Origin of the sequence: Streptomyces sp. NPDC048481 (assembly GCF_043200075.1) — a bacterium.
GTDB lineage: Bacteria > Actinomycetota > Actinomycetes > Streptomycetales > Streptomycetaceae > Streptomyces.
The window spans coordinates 388,639-404,390 of sequence record NZ_JBICXC010000001.1; the positions used below are offsets into that span (position 1 = coordinate 388,639).

General features: G+C 72.6%; 15 protein-coding genes. 5 read left to right on the forward strand and 10 right to left on the reverse strand.

The annotated features are described in order from the left end of the window. Positions 1–5: 5 nt before the first annotated feature. The 8 genes from ACGFSH_RS01640 to ACGFSH_RS01675 form a co-directional block, all read right to left on the reverse strand. Positions 6–1,379: a hypothetical protein gene (locus ACGFSH_RS01640; protein WP_393343881.1), complete on the reverse strand. Its 1,374-nt coding sequence runs from the start codon at positions 1,377–1,379 to the stop codon at positions 6–8. Positions 1,380–1,633: 254 nt separating this feature from the next. Next, on the reverse strand, positions 1,634–2,605 hold the full coding sequence (locus ACGFSH_RS01645) for an N-acetylglucosamine kinase (RefSeq protein WP_393343883.1): 972 nt from the start codon (positions 2,603–2,605) through the stop codon (positions 1,634–1,636). After that, positions 2,596–3,861 carry a 6-phospho-beta-glucosidase gene (locus ACGFSH_RS01650; RefSeq protein WP_393343885.1) on the reverse strand — a complete coding sequence of 422 codons (1,266 nt, stop codon included), beginning with the start codon at positions 3,859–3,861 and terminating at the stop codon, positions 2,596–2,598. The genes ACGFSH_RS01645 and ACGFSH_RS01650 overlap by 10 nt, the downstream gene beginning before the upstream one ends. A gap of 6 nt (positions 3,862–3,867) precedes the next feature. Then, a complete protein-coding gene (locus tag ACGFSH_RS01655) occupies positions 3,868–4,761 on the reverse strand; it encodes a carbohydrate ABC transporter permease (RefSeq protein ID WP_393343887.1) in 894 nt (297 codons plus the stop codon). Between the two features lie 4 nt (positions 4,762–4,765). Continuing rightward, positions 4,766–5,710 (reverse strand): carbohydrate ABC transporter permease, encoded by a 945-nt coding sequence (locus ACGFSH_RS01660; protein WP_393343889.1) that lies wholly within the window; start codon positions 5,708–5,710, stop codon positions 4,766–4,768. A gap of 2 nt (positions 5,711–5,712) precedes the next feature. Then, entirely contained in the window at positions 5,713–7,062 is a 1,350-nt protein-coding gene (locus tag ACGFSH_RS01665; protein ID WP_393343891.1) for an ABC transporter substrate-binding protein, read from the reverse strand. 124 nt (positions 7,063–7,186) lie between these two features. After that, entirely contained in the window at positions 7,187–8,398 is a 1,212-nt protein-coding gene (locus ACGFSH_RS01670; protein ID WP_393343893.1) for an ROK family protein, read from the reverse strand. Positions 8,399–8,609: 211 nt separating this feature from the next. Next, positions 8,610–9,716: a mechanosensitive ion channel family protein gene (locus ACGFSH_RS01675; RefSeq protein ID WP_393343895.1), complete on the reverse strand. Its 1,107-nt coding sequence runs from the start codon at positions 9,714–9,716 to the stop codon at positions 8,610–8,612. 323 nt (positions 9,717–10,039) lie between these two features. Between ACGFSH_RS01675 and ACGFSH_RS01680 the strand changes: the two genes are divergently transcribed. After that, entirely contained in the window at positions 10,040–10,576 is a 537-nt protein-coding gene (locus tag ACGFSH_RS01680; protein WP_108999468.1) for an HNH endonuclease, read from the forward strand. A gap of 177 nt (positions 10,577–10,753) precedes the next feature. Here ACGFSH_RS01680 and ACGFSH_RS01685 read toward each other — a convergent pair whose 3' ends face one another. Next, on the reverse strand, positions 10,754–11,023 hold the full coding sequence (locus ACGFSH_RS01685) for a hypothetical protein (protein WP_393343897.1): 270 nt from the start codon (positions 11,021–11,023) through the stop codon (positions 10,754–10,756). A gap of 165 nt (positions 11,024–11,188) precedes the next feature. On the opposite strand from ACGFSH_RS01685, the gene ACGFSH_RS01690 reads away from it, so the two are divergent. From ACGFSH_RS01690 to ACGFSH_RS01700, 3 genes are all read left to right on the forward strand, one after another. Then, entirely contained in the window at positions 11,189–11,425 is a 237-nt protein-coding gene (locus ACGFSH_RS01690) for a hypothetical protein (RefSeq protein WP_393343899.1), read from the forward strand. Beyond that, positions 11,426–13,549 carry a 4-alpha-glucanotransferase gene (malQ, locus tag ACGFSH_RS01695; protein WP_393343901.1) on the forward strand — a complete coding sequence of 708 codons (2,124 nt, stop codon included), beginning with the start codon at positions 11,426–11,428 and terminating at the stop codon, positions 13,547–13,549. A gap of 83 nt (positions 13,550–13,632) precedes the next feature. Continuing rightward, positions 13,633–13,902: a hypothetical protein gene (locus tag ACGFSH_RS01700; protein ID WP_256920173.1), complete on the forward strand. Its 270-nt coding sequence runs from the start codon at positions 13,633–13,635 to the stop codon at positions 13,900–13,902. Positions 13,903–14,115: 213 nt separating this feature from the next. Here ACGFSH_RS01700 and ACGFSH_RS01705 read toward each other — a convergent pair whose 3' ends face one another. After that, positions 14,116–14,637 (reverse strand): MarR family winged helix-turn-helix transcriptional regulator, encoded by a 522-nt coding sequence (locus tag ACGFSH_RS01705; protein ID WP_393343903.1) that lies wholly within the window; start codon positions 14,635–14,637, stop codon positions 14,116–14,118. A 78-nt stretch (positions 14,638–14,715) separates the two neighbouring features. On the opposite strand from ACGFSH_RS01705, the gene ACGFSH_RS01710 reads away from it, so the two are divergent. Beyond that, positions 14,716–15,744, forward strand: coding sequence for an EamA family transporter (locus ACGFSH_RS01710; RefSeq protein WP_393343905.1), 1,029 nt, complete (start codon positions 14,716–14,718; stop codon positions 15,742–15,744). The last annotated feature ends 8 nt before the right edge of the window (positions 15,745–15,752 follow it).

Consider the following 15,752-nt stretch of genomic DNA (forward strand, 5'->3'; position numbering starts at 1 on the left):
CCTCATCACCGGTACTCCGACAGTCTGCGCCCGATGCCGAGGACCGCGCCCGCGGCGGCCAGCACGGCGAGCACGGCGGCCCCGACGGACAGGCCGGTCATCGCGTCCAGACCGTTGCCCGCGGCCTGCCGGAACTCGCTCTGCTCGTGCGCCAGCGCGAGCGCCAGGTTCTTGTCGACGCCGTCGAAGCACGCGCCGGTCGCGTCCTTGCCGCCGATCACCAGGGCGAGCGCCTGCTCGTAGTTGCCGTTGTCGTCCTGGGCGCGGGCCGCGGTGTGGCGCTTCTTCCACTCCGCCATGTTGCTCTCGGCCGTCGCCACCGGCTTCTCGCCCGATCGGTCGTCGGCCAGCTTCGCCGCGAGGCTGAGGCCCTTGTCGAGGGCGCCCATGTCGGTGGTGAACTCGTGGTCGTACTTGTCGAGGGTGATCTCCTCGCCGTCGGCCGTCACCTTCGCCGTCTCGGCGCCGCGCGAGACCAGCGTCAGGTTCTCGTTGCCGCGCGCCTTGAGGGAGGCGATCCGGGCGTCGTGCAGGACGTTCAGCGAGCGGACGCCGTCGTCGTAGGAGGAGTTCAGGCCCGCGCGGGCCACCGTGTGCCCGACGGTCAGCCACAGCAGGACGACCGCGGTGGCCGCCGACGCGGCGACCAGGCCGTGGTTCAGGACCCGGTTGGTGCGGCGGTAGTTGCGGTGCTGTGCCCAGGCCAGGGCGGCCAGCGCGACGACGCCCAGTGCGATCGCCGCCCACGGGTAGGGGGTCGCGTCGCCGTAGTCGTCGCGCAGCCGCCGGTTCTCCAGCTGGTAGAGGTCCTCCGCCGCCGGGAGCATCTCCTCCTGCATCTTCTCGTTGGCGTAGCGCAGATAGGCGCCGCCGACCGGGAAGCCCTGCCGGTTGTACGTCCGCGCGCGCTCCACCAGGCCCTTGTACTCGGGCAGCAGCTTGTTCAGCCGGGTGATGAACTCGGTGGAGGGGGAGCCGGGATCGGCGTTGCTCGCCGCGGTGACGAGTTCCGCGGCCGCCTTGTCGATGTCCTCCTCGTATCGCTGCCGGGACGCCGCCGTCTCCTGGCCTCCCGCCAGGAAGCCGCTGGAGGCGGCCGTGTTGGCGTCGGCCAGCGAGCGGTAGATGTCGGCGGCGGCCGAGCTGAGCGGCTGGCTCTTGTGCAGCACGTCGTCGGCGGCGGCCCGGCGGTCGGCCGTCTGCCAGGCCGTCACCGCGCCGAAGGCGAGGACGAGGAGTGCGAGAAGGGCGCCGATGATGCGCAGCCGCCCCGGTTCGGTCGTCGCCGCGGCACGGACCGTGTCGACACCCTCGGCGAACGCCGTACGGCGTGCCGGCGGTGGCGTCGTTCTGGTCGGCGGGCTTGCCAGGTCTGCCACTGTTCGACCTCCCCCATGGTCATCTCCCGCCGGTAAGTATCGCTGGCGGGAGGCGTCGTGCGCACCGGCCTTCACTCGATCTTGATCAGATCGCAGTCCCCCCTGCTCATGAATACGTCTCCGGCGGGTGTTCGGTTCCTTCCGGGGGGCTCGCGTCGCGAGCGGAGCGCGGGCGCTAACCGGCGCACGCCCGCTTTCCCGGCCTCCCGTACGCCCTGGGGCTCCCGCTCCCGGCGGCGCCGGGCGCCGCGCGCTCAGGCCTCGAAGAAGGCCCGGGTGGTGCGCTGTGCCCGGGCCGGCGCGCCCACGTGGTCCAGACCCAGCAGCGCCGCCCCGAGCACCGGCCGGGCGCGGACCACGCGGGGCACCGCCTTAGGAGCCTTGGCCGCCAGCAGTTCGCGCACCCGGTCGTCCAGTTGGGCGTGGCCCGCCGTGAGGACTCCGCCGCCCAGCAGCACCGGCGTCTCCTCCTCCAGCAGTTCCAGGCGGGTCAGCGCCACCGTCGCCATCGTCGCCACCTCCTCCGCCAGACGGTCCACGACCGCGCGCGCCACCGCGTCGCCCCGCGACGCCGTCGCGAAGAGGACCGGGGCCAGTTCGTGGCGGCGCGACGGCGGGACGCGCTCCAGGTGCAGGGCCTCGATCAACGCGTACACCGTCGGCAGGCCGAAGTGGGCGGGAAGGGTGCGGGTGAGGTCCGTCGGTCCTCCTCTGCCGTCCGCCGCCCGCGCCGCGTGCCACAGGGCCTCCTCGGCCAGCCCCCAGCCGCCGCCCCAGTCCCCGGAGAGCCGGCCGAGGGCCGGGAAGCGGGCCGTGCGGCCGTCGGGGCGCATGCCCACGCAGTTGATGCCGGCGCCGCACACCACGGCCACCCCCCGCGGTTCGGCCACGCCCGCCCGCAGGATCGCGAAAGTGTCGTTGCGGACGTCCACCGACCCGCCCCACGCGCGCGCGTGCAGGGCCGCCGCCAACTGCGCCTCCTCCACCGGCAGATCCGCGTTGGCGAGGCAGGCCGACACATGGGTCGCGGAGGGAACGCCGGCGGCCTCGTACGCGCGCGTGACGGTGTCCGCGAGGTCGTCCACGGCCGCCGCCACGCCCACCGCGGGTGGTCGGAAACCGCCGCCGCGGGCCGTGGCGAGCACCTCCCCGTCGGCCGCCACGACCGCGACGTCGGTCTTGCTGTTGCCCGCGTCGATGGCGAGAACGCTTGCCGTCAGGCCCACGCGAGATGCTCCCGGTTGTGTGCGACCAGTCGGTCGGTCAGCTGCTCGGCGTACTCGTACTGGCCGATCAGGGGGTGCGACAGCAGGGCCTTGAAGACCCGGTCGCGGCCGCCGTGCAGGGCCGCTCGCAGGGCCAGGTCCTCGTACGCCGTCACGTTCGCCATCAGGCCCGCGCAGAGCGGGTCGACGGGCGGCACCGGGAGCGGGGACGGACCCTTGGGGCCCACCGCCGCCTGGACCTCGATCACCGCGTCGTCCGGGAGGAAGGGCAGCGTGCCGTCGTTGCGGGTGTTCACCACCTGGTAGGGGCTGCCCGAACCGGTGAGCAGCGCCGCCGCCAGGTCCACCGCGGCCTCCGAGTAGAAGGCCCCGCCGCGCTTCGCCAGCAGCTCCGGCTTCTCGTCCAGGGCCGGGTCGGCGTACAGCGACAGCAGCTCCTTCTCCATCGCCGCCACCTCCGCCGCGCGCGACGGCTTGGTGCGCAGTTCCCGGACGACCTCGTCGTGCGCGTAGTAGTAGCGCAGGTAGTACGAGGGGATGACGCCCAGCCGGTCCAGCAGGGCGGGGGGCAGCCGCAGGTCGGCGGCGATCGCGTCGCCGTGGCGGGCCAGCAGGCGCGGCAGGACGTCCTCGCCCTCGGGGCCGTGCAGCCGTACCCCGGTCTCCCAGGTGAGGTGGTTGAGGCCCACGTGGTCGAGGTGCAGTTCGGCGGGCGCCACGTCGAGCAGGGCCGCGAACTTGCGTTGCAGGCCGATCGCCACGTTGCACAGGCCGACCGCCCGGTGTCCGGCCTGGAGCAGCGCGCGGGTGACGATGCCGACCGGGTTGGTGAAGTCGATGATCCAGGCGTGCGGGTTGGCCCGCCGGACGCGTTCGGCGATGTCCAGGACCACCGGGACGGTCCGCAGCGCCTTCGCGAGGCCGCCGGCTCCCGTCGTCTCCTGTCCCACACAGCCGCACTCCAGCGGCCATGTTTCGTCCTGCTCGCGGGCCGCCTGGCCGCCGACACGGAGCTGGAGCAGCACGGCGTCGGCGCCCTCGACGGCCGCGTCCAGGTCGGACGTCGTCACGACGCGGCCCGGATGGTCCTGCCGGGCGAAGATCCGGCGGGCCAGGCCCCCGACGAGTTCCAGGCGGTCGGCCGCCGGGTCGACGAGGACGAGTTCCTCCACGGGGAGGGTGTCCCGCAGGCGGGCGAAGCCGTCGACGAGTTCGGGTGTGTAGGTCGAGCCGCCGCCGACCACGGTGAGTTTCATGGCTTGTTAACCCTTTACTCCGGTGAGGGTGACACCTTCGACGAACGCCTTCTGGGCGAAGAAGAACACGAGGATCACGGGGGCCATGACCAGCACGGTGGCCGCCATGGTGAGGTTCCAGTCGGTGTGGTGCGCGCCCTTGAACGACTCCAGGGCGTAGGAGAGGGTCCACGCGTTCGGATTTTCGGAGGCGTAGATCTGCGGGCCGAAGTAGTCGTTCCAGGCGGCGAAGAACTGGAAGAGGGCGACGGCGGCGATGCCGGGCTTCGCCATCGGCAGCACGACCTTCAGGAGGGTGCGCAGGTCGCCGCAGCCGTCCACCTTCGCCGCGTCCAGGTATTCGTTGGGGATGGTCAGCAGGAACTGGCGCAGCAGGAAGATCGAGAACGCGTCGCCGAACGCCAGCGGGATGATCAGCGGCCACAGAGTGCCCGACAGGTCCAGCTGCTTCGCCCAGAACAGGTACATCGGGATGACGACCACCTGCGGGGGCAGCATCATCATCGAGATCACCAGCATGAGCGTCAGATTCCGGCCCCGGAAGCGGAACTTGGCCAGCGCGTACGCCACCGGGACGGACGAGACGACGGTGAGGACCGTGCCCAGGCCGGCGTAGATCAGCGTGTTCCGCCACCAGGTGAGGAAGCCCGGGGTGTCGAAGACCTTCTTGTAGTTGGCCCACTCCCAGGTGTGCGGGACCAGGTCCCGGCTGAGCGCCTGGGAGTCGCTCATCAGGGACGTCAGGAACACGAACACGAAGGGGAGGGTGAAGAAGAGGGCCGCGGCCACGCCGAGGGAGTGGACCGCGATCCATTCCAGCAGGGCCTGGCGGCGGGCGGTGCGCTCGGCGGGAGAGGAGGGGGTCCCCAACTCCGCCGGACGGTCCAGTACTTGGGTCATCGGGTCAGTCACCTGCCTGGATGAGACCGCCCCGGCGCCGCATCAACAGCGCGGTGAACGCCATCGACAGGGCGAACAGGACCAGGGCCACGACACAGGCCGAGCCGTAGTCGAAGCGCTGGAAGCCGAGGTTGTAGACGAGCTGGGGAAGGGTGAGCGTGGAGTGCTCGGGGTAGCCGGGCTCGAACATGGTGCCCGCGCCCTGGATCACGCCCGAGGCGACCTTTCCGGCCACCAGCGGCTGTGTGTAGCACTGCATCGCCGCGATCACGCCGGTGACGACCGCGAACATGATGATCGGCGAGATGTTGGGCAGGGTGACGAACCGGAACCGCTGCCACGCCGAGGCGCCGTCCAGTTCTGCGGCCTCGTACTGCTCCTTCGGAACGTCGAGCAGCGCGGCCATGAAGATGACCATCAGGTCGCCGACCCCCCACAGGAACATCAGGGTGAGGGCGGGCTTGGACCAGTTCGGGTCGTTGAACCAGCCCGGCGCCGGGATGCCGAGCTTCTCCAGCAGGGAGTTGACCGGGCCGGTGCCGGGGTTGAGGAGGAAGGCGAAGGCCATGGTGGCCGCCACCGGCGGGGCGAGATAGGGCAGGTAGAAGAGGGTGCGGAAGACACCCGTACCGGTCTTGATCTTCGTGATGAGCATGCCGATGCCGAGTCCGAACAGGACCCGCAGGGTCACCATGATCACGACGAGCCAGAGCGTGTTGCGCAGGGCTGGCCAGAAGAAGGGGTAGTGCTCGAAGACGTACGTCCAGTTCTTCGTGCCGCTCCACGTCGGCGGCTTGAAGCCGTCGTAGTGCATGAACGAGAAGTAGACCGTCGAGATCATCGGGTACGCGAAGAAGACCGCGAAACCGATCAGCCAGGGCGAGAGGAAGGCGAGGGTGCGCAGTGCCGAGCGCAGGTGCTTCGCCCTCAGGGTGTGCGTGGCCGCCATCGCTACTTCGCCTGCGCGATGTCCGTGTCGATCTGCGCCGCCGCCTTCTTCAGGCCGGCCTTCAGGTCGGTCACCTTGCCGCTCTCGTAGTCGTAGCCGAGCTGCTGCACGGTGGTGAGGTAGACGCCGCCGTTGATCGACGCGGGGGAGGTGGTCGAGTTCGGGTTCGCGGCGATGTCCAGGAACGTCTTGAACCGCGGGTCGTACTTCAGGTCCGGGGACTTCAGCGCGGCCAGCGTGGACGGCACGTTGTGGATGGCGTTGGAGAAGGCGACGACCGCGCCCGTGTCGGTGGTCATGTACTTCACCAGCTCCCAGGCCGCGTTCTGCTTCTTGCTGGTGGCGGCGATACCGGCGATGGTGCCGGTGATGTACCCCTTGCCGTACTGGGCCACCTGGTCGTCCGCGACGGGCAGCGGGGCGACGCCGATCTCGAAGTCCGGCTTGGCCTCGAGCGCCATGCCCAGCCGCCATTCGCCGTCGAGCTGCATGGCGACCTGACCGGTCTGGAAGGGGTGCTTGGGGCCCCACTCGTCGCCGAGCGTGGAGCGGAAGGTCTCCAGCTTCCTGAAGCCGCCGAGGTCGTCGACGAGCTTCTTCTGGAGGGTGAAGGCGGAGGCGACGGCCGGGTCGGTGGCGATGGTCGACTTGCCGGCGGTGTCGAAGTACGTCGGGGAGAACTGGCCGAGGTAGTGCTCGGTGGTCGTCTCCCAGCCGTGGTAGTCCGGCATGAAGCCGAGCTGCTTGAACGTGTTCCCCTGGGTGATCGTCAGCTTCTTGGCGTCGGCCTCGAACTCGGACCAGGTCTTGGGGGGCGCGGTGATGCCCGCCTTCTCGAACGCCGTCTTGTTGTAGTAGAGGCCGTACGCGTCGCCGAGCAGCGGGACGGCGCAGCGGTTGCCGTCGAACCGGGTGTACTCGTTCATGGCCTTGGGGAAGGTCGTGGACGGGTCGATCTTCGCCTTCTCGAAGAAGGGGTTGAGGTCGACGAGGGCGCCCGACGAGCAGAACTTGCCGACGTTGTTGGTGGTGAACGACGAGATGACGTCGGGCGCCTTGGTGCCGCCCGCGCGCAGCGCCTGGTTGATCTTGTCGTCGGTCATGTTGCCGACGACGTTCACGTGGATGTTGGGGTGCGCCCTCTCGAAGCCCGCGATCAGGGACTTCACGGCCTTCACCTCGTTCGGCGCGCTCCAGGCGTGCCAGAAGGTGAGGGTCGTCTCCTTCGACGCGTCGTCGTCGGAGCCGGTCGCGGACTGGCCGGTACAGGCGGTCGTGCTGAGCAGGAGGGCCGTGGAGGCGGTGAGGGCAAAAGCCGCCTTTCGGACGACTTCGGATATGCGTGTGGGCATGGCGGAGCCTTCCAGGGACAGGGCAGGGTGAGGGGAATGCGGTGAGACGAGGTGCGGTGCGGTGAAGCGGGCGGAGCGGGGTGGGGTGAGGGGCCGGGGGTCGCGGGAGGGGGGTGGTGTTCGGCTAGCGCGAGGTGTCGAAGACCTCGTCGCGGGTGGCCGCCAGCGCGCTCTCCAGCGCGCCGCGCAGCACGGGCCGTTCGGTGACGTCGCCCATGACCAGCTTCGGCCGGGACGCGGCCAGTTCCTCCAGCTCGTCCTGGACGAGGGCGCGCAGCACCTCGCCGCCGGCGGTCAGGGAGGCGCCGCTCAGGACGACGAGTTCGGGGTCGAGTACGGAGACGAGCGAGGCGAGACCGGTCGCGAGCCGGGTCGCGTACGTCTGGAGCAGTTGCCGGTGCGCGGGGGTGTCCTCGGCGGCGGCCCGCTCGACGAGCGCGGCGGCGGCGTCGGCGTACGGCCCGGACGGGATGTCGCCGATCCCGAGCTCCCGGGCCAGCCGGGGCACGGCCTGGGAGCCCGCCAGCTCCTGGAAGCCGCCGCTGTTGGCCTTGGTCACCTGACGGACCAGGGGTGCGCCGGGGACCGGCAGGAAGCCGACCTCTCCGGCACCGCCGGTCCAGCCGCGGTGCAGCCGGCCGCCCAGGACGAGGGCGGCGCCGAGACCGCCCTCGTTCCACAGCAGGACGAAGTCCTCGTGGCCGCGCGCCGCGCCCAGGCGCTGCTCGGCGACGGCGGCGAGGTTGACGTCGTTCTCGTACTCGACCGGCATCGGCAGGGCCGCGGCGAGATCGTCGAGCAGCGCGGGGGAGTGCCAGCCGGGCAGGTGGGAGGCGTAGCGCAGGCGTCCGGTGGTGGGGTCGAAGGCGCCGGGGGTGGCGACGACGAGCCGGCGGACGTCGGCCCGGGTGAGGCCGGCCGCCTTCACCGCGCCGTCGAGCGCGTCGGTGACCTGCCGTACGACCGCGCCGGCGGTCTTCCTGCCGGGTGTGGGCACCTCGTGCGTGCCCACGGTCCGGCCGGTGACGTCGGCGACGGCGGCGAGAACGCGTTCGGGGGTGACGTCGAGCCCCGCGGCGTGGGCGGCGGCCGGATTGACCTCGTACAGCTGCGCGTTGGGGCCGGGGCGCCCCGCGGTGGTGCCGGTGGCCAGCACCAGTCCGGCGGCCTCCAGGCGGGCCAGGAGCTGCGAGGCGGTGGGCTTGGACAGGCCGGTGAGCTTGCCGATGCGGGTGCGGGACAGGGGGCCGTGCGTCAGGAGCAGGTCGAGGGCCGCCCGGTCGTTCATGGCGCGCAGGACGCGCGGGGTGCCCGGCGTGCCGGCGGTTCCTGCCATGGATCGACACCTGCCTTTCTCGACTGCACAGCTTCTCAGTGCCGCCGGACGCGCGTCCATATCCGGCACTGTTAGGAAAGTTTCCTATCGGTGGAAGGGAACGTAAGCCCGGGGTGAAGCGGGCGTCAAGGCGCGACACGACAAAACGCCCCCGAGGCAACGGAGTCGTTACCCGGAGGCGCCTCGGTCGAGCGCGGGGAGGCCGGACGGCCTACTTGGCCGCGGGCGTCGTCCCCCGCGGCTGCACGATCGGCGTCGTCGCCGCCACCTGCGGCGAGTCCGCGTTGGCGAAGGCGGACGGCGCCGCCACGGCCGCCGCCGGATCGGCCGGGTCCTCCGTCACCGGGGCGGTCGCGCCGCCCACGATGCGGATGTCGGCCTCGTCGAAGGCGCGCTTGACGCGCCAGCGCAGCTCCCGCTCGACCGCCAGGGACTTGCCCGGCATCGTCTTCGCCGAGATCCGCACGACCATCGAGTCGAGCAGGACGCTGTCCAGGCCGAGCACCTCGATCGGGCTCCACAGGAGCTCGTTCCAGGGCTCCTCCTTGCTCATCTTCTCGGCGACCTCGTCCAGCGTCGCCTTCACCCGGTCGAGGTCCTCGGACGCCTTGACGGTCACGTCGACGCCGGCCGTCGCCCAGCCCTGCGACAGGTTGCCGATCCGCTTCACCTCGCCGTTGCGGACGTACCAGATCTCGCCGTTGCCCCCGCGCAGCTTCGTCACGCGCAGCCCCACCTCGATGACCTCGCCGGTGGCCACGCCCGCGTCGATCTGGTCGCCGACGCCGTACTGGTCCTCCAGGATCATGAACACGCCGGAGAGGAAGTCCGTGACCAGGTTGCGGGCACCGAAACCGATCGCCACGCCCGCGACGCCCGCGGAGGCCAGCAGCGGGGCGAGATTGATCTCGAAGGTGCCCAGCACCATCAGCGCGGCCGTGCCCAGGATCAGGAAGCTCGCCACCGAGCGCAGCACCGACCCGATCGCCTGCGAGCGCTGCCGGCGCCGCTCGTTGTTGACCAGCAGCCCGCCCAGCGCCGTGCCGTCCACCGAGGCGACAGTGCGGGTCATCCGGTCGATCAGCTTGGTGATCGACCGCTGCACCACCACTCTCAGCACCACCGCGATCACCAGGATCAGCAGGACGCGCAGACCGATCGCCAACCACGTCGACCAGTTCTGCTCGACCCAGCTGGCCGCGTTCGTCGCGCTCTCCTGGGCGTCCTGGAGGGACGGGACGGTCACCGCGCTCGGCGACTCCGAGGGAGTCGGCGTGGGCGACGCTCCGGCGGCCGACAGGACGGCGGACAAGGACAAGGCAGGTACCTCCACGTGCTGCGCTGCTCCGTCCGGCGCGGCGGTCGTCGTCGACGCGCACTGCGAGGTCACGGAAAGGTCACCGGACAGGCATGACCACCACACTAACGGGGCATCGGGTGGGGTTCGGCGCGATCCGGAAAGGAGAGACGGTCCTCACCTGCGCGTGAACAGGCCGTGATCCCGGGGAGGAACAGCGTGTGGTCGAAAACACTCCCAGCCCGTTACCGGGACATGGTGGCGCGTCCACCAGGCAAGAGGGGAGACTGACTGCAGATCGTCCCGGCGCGAGCCACGCGCCGCCGACGCCCAAGGAGGCATCCGTGCCGCATGTCCTGGTCCTCAACGCGTCGTACGAGCCGCTCGGCGTCGTACCGCTCCGCCGCGCGCTCATCCTCGTCCTGGAGAACAAGGCCGTCTCCCTGGAGGAATCCGGCGCCTTCATGCACAGCGCGACCGTCACAGTCCCCGCACCCAGCGTGGTCCGGCTCAAGCGGTTCGTCCGCGTTCCCTACCGTGGGCCTGTCCCCCTGACCCGTCGAGCGCTCTTCGCGCGGGACGGGGGCCGGTGCATGTACTGCGGTGGCGTCGCCACCAGCGTCGACCACGTCATCCCGCGCAGCCGCGGGGGCAAACACGTGTGGGACAACGTCGTCGCGTCCTGCCGTCGCTGCAACCATGTCAAGGCCGACCGCCACCTCGTCGAGATCGGCTGGCGGCTGCGCCACAAACCCGCTCCCCCTTCGGGCCTGGCCTGGCGCATCATCGGCACGGGCCACAGGGACCCGTGCTGGCTGCCGTACCTCCAACCGTACGGCGCGGACGACGCCCTGGCCCGGATCGACGGCATCTCCGCATAGCCGGCCGCTCCGGGCTTCTTCATGCCCCGTGGCGCCCGCAGCCTGTCGTACGCGCGGACGCCGACGACAGGCCGGGACGCGGGGCCCTTCGGCACGGGGACGCCCGGCCGCGTCCGAAAGCCCCGCGGGACGCCGCACCCCGCGCCGGAACCCGGCCGTGCCCGCCCCCGCGGCCGTTCAGGCGCGCACGCCCTCCGGCCGGGAGCCGCGGATCACGTGCAGCGCCGTGCCCAGCACGAACACGGCGCCCGCCGCCGGCCACGCCCCCGCCTCCTGCCCGGGCCGCGTCGGCCACGCCCACACCGTGACCCCCCCCCACCCGTGCACCCCGCTCGACGCGAGATGGACCGCGCCGACGTAGCAGAACACGGGCAGCCGGCTCAGCCGCGCGCCCACCACCGCCCGCAGCAGCGCCGCGTCCGTGTCGCCCTCCCGGTGGCCCCTCACGGGGCGGAACAGTCTCACACCTCTTCTATCGGCCGGGCCCGGCCGACCGGTTCACGCGGCGGCGGCGTTTCCGGGCCCGTGTGCCTGTGAGCGGACCGGGAAGGGTTGTGGCAGGTTGGGATGCGAGGGGGACGTCTGTCCTCGCGCCGGCTGGGTAGGGCTGCGGTGTCCGATGTCGTTTCCGATGAGGAGGCCCCCGTGATCGCGCCGGCCCGATCCAAACGCCCGGCGGAGACTTCCGCCCCCACCGCCGCCGACCTCGCCGATCCCCATCCGTGCGCCTTCGGCGCCGAGGGGAACCGCGCACAGCCCCCGCTGACCAGCGAACCGCCGCTGCCCGGCGCCGAGCCCCTGACCAGCGAACCTCCGCTCGCCGCGGACCCCGACTCCACGAGGCCGTAGATGACCGAACCCCCCGGAGAGGAGCTCGCCCGGCTCGCCGCGCTGCACGGCGTGGCGACCTCCTACCAGCCCTCCCCGGACCGCACGGTCACGGCGCCGGCCGTCGCCGTCGTCCGCGTCCTGGCCGCGCTGGGCGTCGACGCGGCCTCCCCGGCGGCCGTGCGCGCCGCGCTCGCCGCCCGGGAGCGCGAACTGCGCGAGCGGCTGCTGCCGCCGACCGTGGTCTGCTGGACCGGCGACCGGGTGGAGGCGCTCGCCGCACTCCCCGAGGGCAGCCGGCTGCGCGTCGAGACGGAACACGGCGACAGCCACGAGTTCGACGACGCCCACGCCTGCCTCGCCGGACTTCCCCCCGGAGTGCACCGGCTGACGGCCGTCACACCCGACGGGCGCTCCGGCAGCGCCCACCTCGTCGTCGCGCCGCCCCGGCTGCCCGCCCCCGCGGGCCGGTCGTACGGGCTGCTCGTCCAGCTGTACTCGCTGCTGTCGAGCCGCTCCTGGGGCATGGGCGACCTCGGTGACCTCGGCGAACTGGCCGCCTGGGCGGGGCGGGTGCTCGGAGCCGGGTTCGTCCAGGTCAACCCGTTGCACGCGGCCGTGCCCGGAACCCCCACCGACCCCTCCCCCTACCGGCCCTCCTCCCGCCGCTTCCCCGACCCCGTGCACCTGCGCGTCGAGGACGTCCCCGAATACGCCTACGTACGCGACGACACGGTGCGCGCCGCGCTGCCGGAACGCGCCGGACGGCTGCGCGAGGCCGTCCTGGACGAGGGCGGGCTGATCGACCGGGACGCCGTGTGGGCGCTCAAACGGGAGGCCCTGGAGCTGGTCGCCCGAGTGCCGCTCGGACCCGGCCGGCATGCCGCCTACTGCGACTTCCTCGCCGAGCAGGGCCAGGCCCTGGAGGACCACGCCACCTGGTGCGCGCTCGCCGAGGTGCACGGTTCCCGCTGGCAGCAGTGGCCGGCCGAACTGCGCGACCCGCGCTCGGCCGGGACCGCCCGCGCGCGCGAGGAGCTGATGGACCGTGTGGACCTCCACACCCGTCTGGCCTGGCTCACCGATTCCCAGCTCACCGCCGCCCAGCGCGCCGCGCGGGAGGCGGGCATGCCCGTCGGGATCGTGCACGACCTGGCGGTCGGCGTGCACCCCGAGGGCGCGGACGCCTGGGCGCAGCAGGAGTTCTTCGCCGCCGGGATGTCGGTCGGCGCCCCGCCGGACGCCTTCAACGCCCGCGGCCAGGACTGGGGTCTGCCGCCGTGGCGCCCGGACCGGCTGGCCGCCTCCGGCTACGCGCCCTACCGGCGGCTGCTGCGGGCGCTGTTCCGCTACGCGGGCGCCCTGCGCATCGACCATGTGATGGGCCTGTTCCGGCTGTGGTGGGTGCCGCAGGGCGAGCCGCCGACGCAGGGCGCGTACGTGCGCTACGACGCGGAGGCCATGCTCGCCGTTCTGGTGCTGGAGGCCTCCAGGGCCGGCGCGCTGGTGATCGGCGAGGACCTCGGCACCGTCGAGCCGGGCGTGCGCGAGGCGCTGCGCGAGCGCGGTGTGCTCGGCACGTCCGTCCTGTGGTTCGAGCGCGACTGGGAGGGCGACGGACGTCCGCTGCCGCCCGACCGCTGGCGCGCCGACTGCCTGGCCACCGCCACCACCCACGACCTGCCGTCCACCGCCGCCCGCCTCACCGGCGAGCACGTCGAGCTGCGCGACCGGCTCGGCCTGCTGACCCGGCCGCTGGAGGAGGAGCGCGCGGAGGCCGCCGACGACGCGGCGGAATGGCTGGCCCTGCTCAGCAGGCTCGGGCTGCTGGCGGGCGCCGGCGGGGGCGGGGACCTCTCCTCGGAGGAGGCCGAGGTGCAGGCCGTGCACCGCTTCCTGCTGCGCACCCCCGCCCGCATGATCGGCGTGTGGCTCCCGGACGGCGTGGGCGACCGCCGCCCGCAGAACCTGCCCGGCACCTGGGACCAGTACCCGAACTGGCGGCTGCCGGTCGCGGACGCGCAGGGCCGCCCGGTCACCCTGGAGCAGCTGGCCGCCTCGCCGCGACTGCACGCCCTGATGGACGTCCTGAGGGAGCGGCCCGCCCCCTCCCCGGACGGCCCTCACGGGGACGGGGCCGAGTGAGCGCGGGGAGGGACCCGGGCGCCCCGCGCCTCATACGGCACCCCGGACGCGCGCTCCCCGACGCCGTTCGCTAACTTTGCACCGTGGACAAGAAGAACGCCCTGCGCGCCGGCGCCCTGGCTGCCGGTACGACGCTCATGATGCTGCTCATGTCGTCCCCCGCCCTCGCGCTGACCCGCGACGACGGCGACGACCCCGGCCCGGGACTGAGCGTCATCGAGACGCTGGGTCTGTACGTCCTGGCCCCGCTGGCGCTGTTCGCGCTGATCGCGGGCCTGGTCTGGGTCCTCGACCGGTCCAAGGACCGCGCCGACTCCACCAGCTCCAACATCGCGGTCAAGGGCAAGGCCTAGGCCCAGCCCCGGCCCGAGAGTTTTCCGGCCCACGGGGCGGCGTCGTCGAAGGACGCCGTGCCGTGGGCCGTCACCATGTGATGACGCCGCTATGACGGCCGGCCCCAGTGGGGGAAGGCCGTCCCGTGCGGCCACCCGTGCGGCCACCCGTGCGGCCGCCCCGTCGAGAAGCGGGGGGCGGGCGAGGGGCGGCCGTCCCCGCGCGCCGGCCGGTCAGCCGCCGGGCGTCTCCGTGGCCAGCAGCAGTTCTCGCAACAGGTCGGCCAGCCGGTCGGCCTGTTCGGCGTTCAGGGCCGCGTTCAGGGCCTTCGTCTGGACGTCCAGTCCCGCGCCCACCGCGCGGTCGACCAGTTCCAGCCCCTTCTCCGTCAGCGTCACCTGGAGCCCGCGGCGGTCGTGCGGGTCCGGGAAGCGGCGCAGCAGGCCGGCCCGCTCCAGTTTGTCGAGCCGGCCGGTCATCCCGCCCGTGGTGAGCATGAGCGTCGCCGACAGCCCGCGCGGCGAGAGGGTGTAGGGCTCACCGGAGCGGCGCAGCGTCGCCAGGACGTCGAACTCCCCGCGGGCGATGCCCAGCGCCCCGTACGCCTTGTCCATCCGGTCGCCCATCGCGCGCGTGAGCCGGGAGATCCGGCCGAAGATCTCCATGGCGGCGGTGTCGAGGTCGGGGCGGACCGTCGCCCACTGCTCGACGATCGCGTCGACCGGGTCCTTGCGCGGCGGCTGCTGACTGCTCATGCACCGAGTATCCAAGGCGTTCCGGTCGCGCGCAAGAAAGTGGCTTGACGGTAAGTAGCTTGGCGCTAAGCTATTCCCATGAAGAAGTCGGCGATCGTCCTCCTCACCGCCCTCGCCCCGGTCTCCTGGGGCACCACCTACGCCGTGACCACCGAGTTCCTCCCCGCGGACCGGCCCCTGTTCACCGCTGTGATGCGGGCCCTGCCCGCCGGGCTGCTGCTCCTCGCCCTGGGCCGGGTCCTGCCGCGAGGCCTCTGGTGGGGGAAGGCCGCGATACTCGGCGCGCTGAACATCGGCGCCTTCTTCCCCCTGCTCTTCCTCTCCGCCTACCGGCTGCCCGGCGGCATGGCGGCCGTCGTCGGCTCGGTCGGGCCGCTGTTCGTCGTCGGTCTCTCCGCGCTGCTGCTGGGGCAGCGGCCCACCGCCCGCAACCTCGTCACCGGGGCCGTGGCCGCGTTCGGCGTCAGCCTCGTCGTGCTGAAGGCGGCCGGGGCGCTCGACCTGCTGGGCGTGCTCGCCGCGGTCGCCTCCACGGCCTCGATGTCGACGGGCACGGTCCTGACGAAGAAGTGGGGCCGTCCGCAGGGCGTGGGGCCGCTCGCCCTGGCGGGCTGGCAGCTCACCGCGGGCGGCCTGCTGATCGCTCCGCTCGCCTTCCTCGTCGAGGGCGCACCGCCCGCTCTCGACGGCCGGGCCGTCGGCGGCTACCTCTACCTCGCGCTCGCCAACACGGCCGTCTCCTACTGGCTCTGGTTCCGTGGCATCGGCCGCCTCAGCGCGACCCAGGTCACCTTCCTCGCCCCGCTCTCCCCGCTGACGGCCGCCGTCGTGGGCTGGGCCGCGCTGGGCCAGGCGCTGACGCCGGTCCAGCTGGCGGGGATGGCGCTGGCGTTCGGCGCGACGGTCGCCGGCCAGCTCGGCGCGGGCCGGCCCGGCGCCGCAGGCCTCGCGACGGACCGGTCCGGGAAGGGCCGGTCCGGGGCCGGCGGCGGGTCGCGTGCCGGACGACTCACGGCGGACACGGCGGACACCTCGCTCAGGACGCCCCCGGCGACCGCGCCCGCCCCGGCTCCCGGCCCCCGGACCGCCGCCGAGCGGAGTGCGTGACGCGAGCC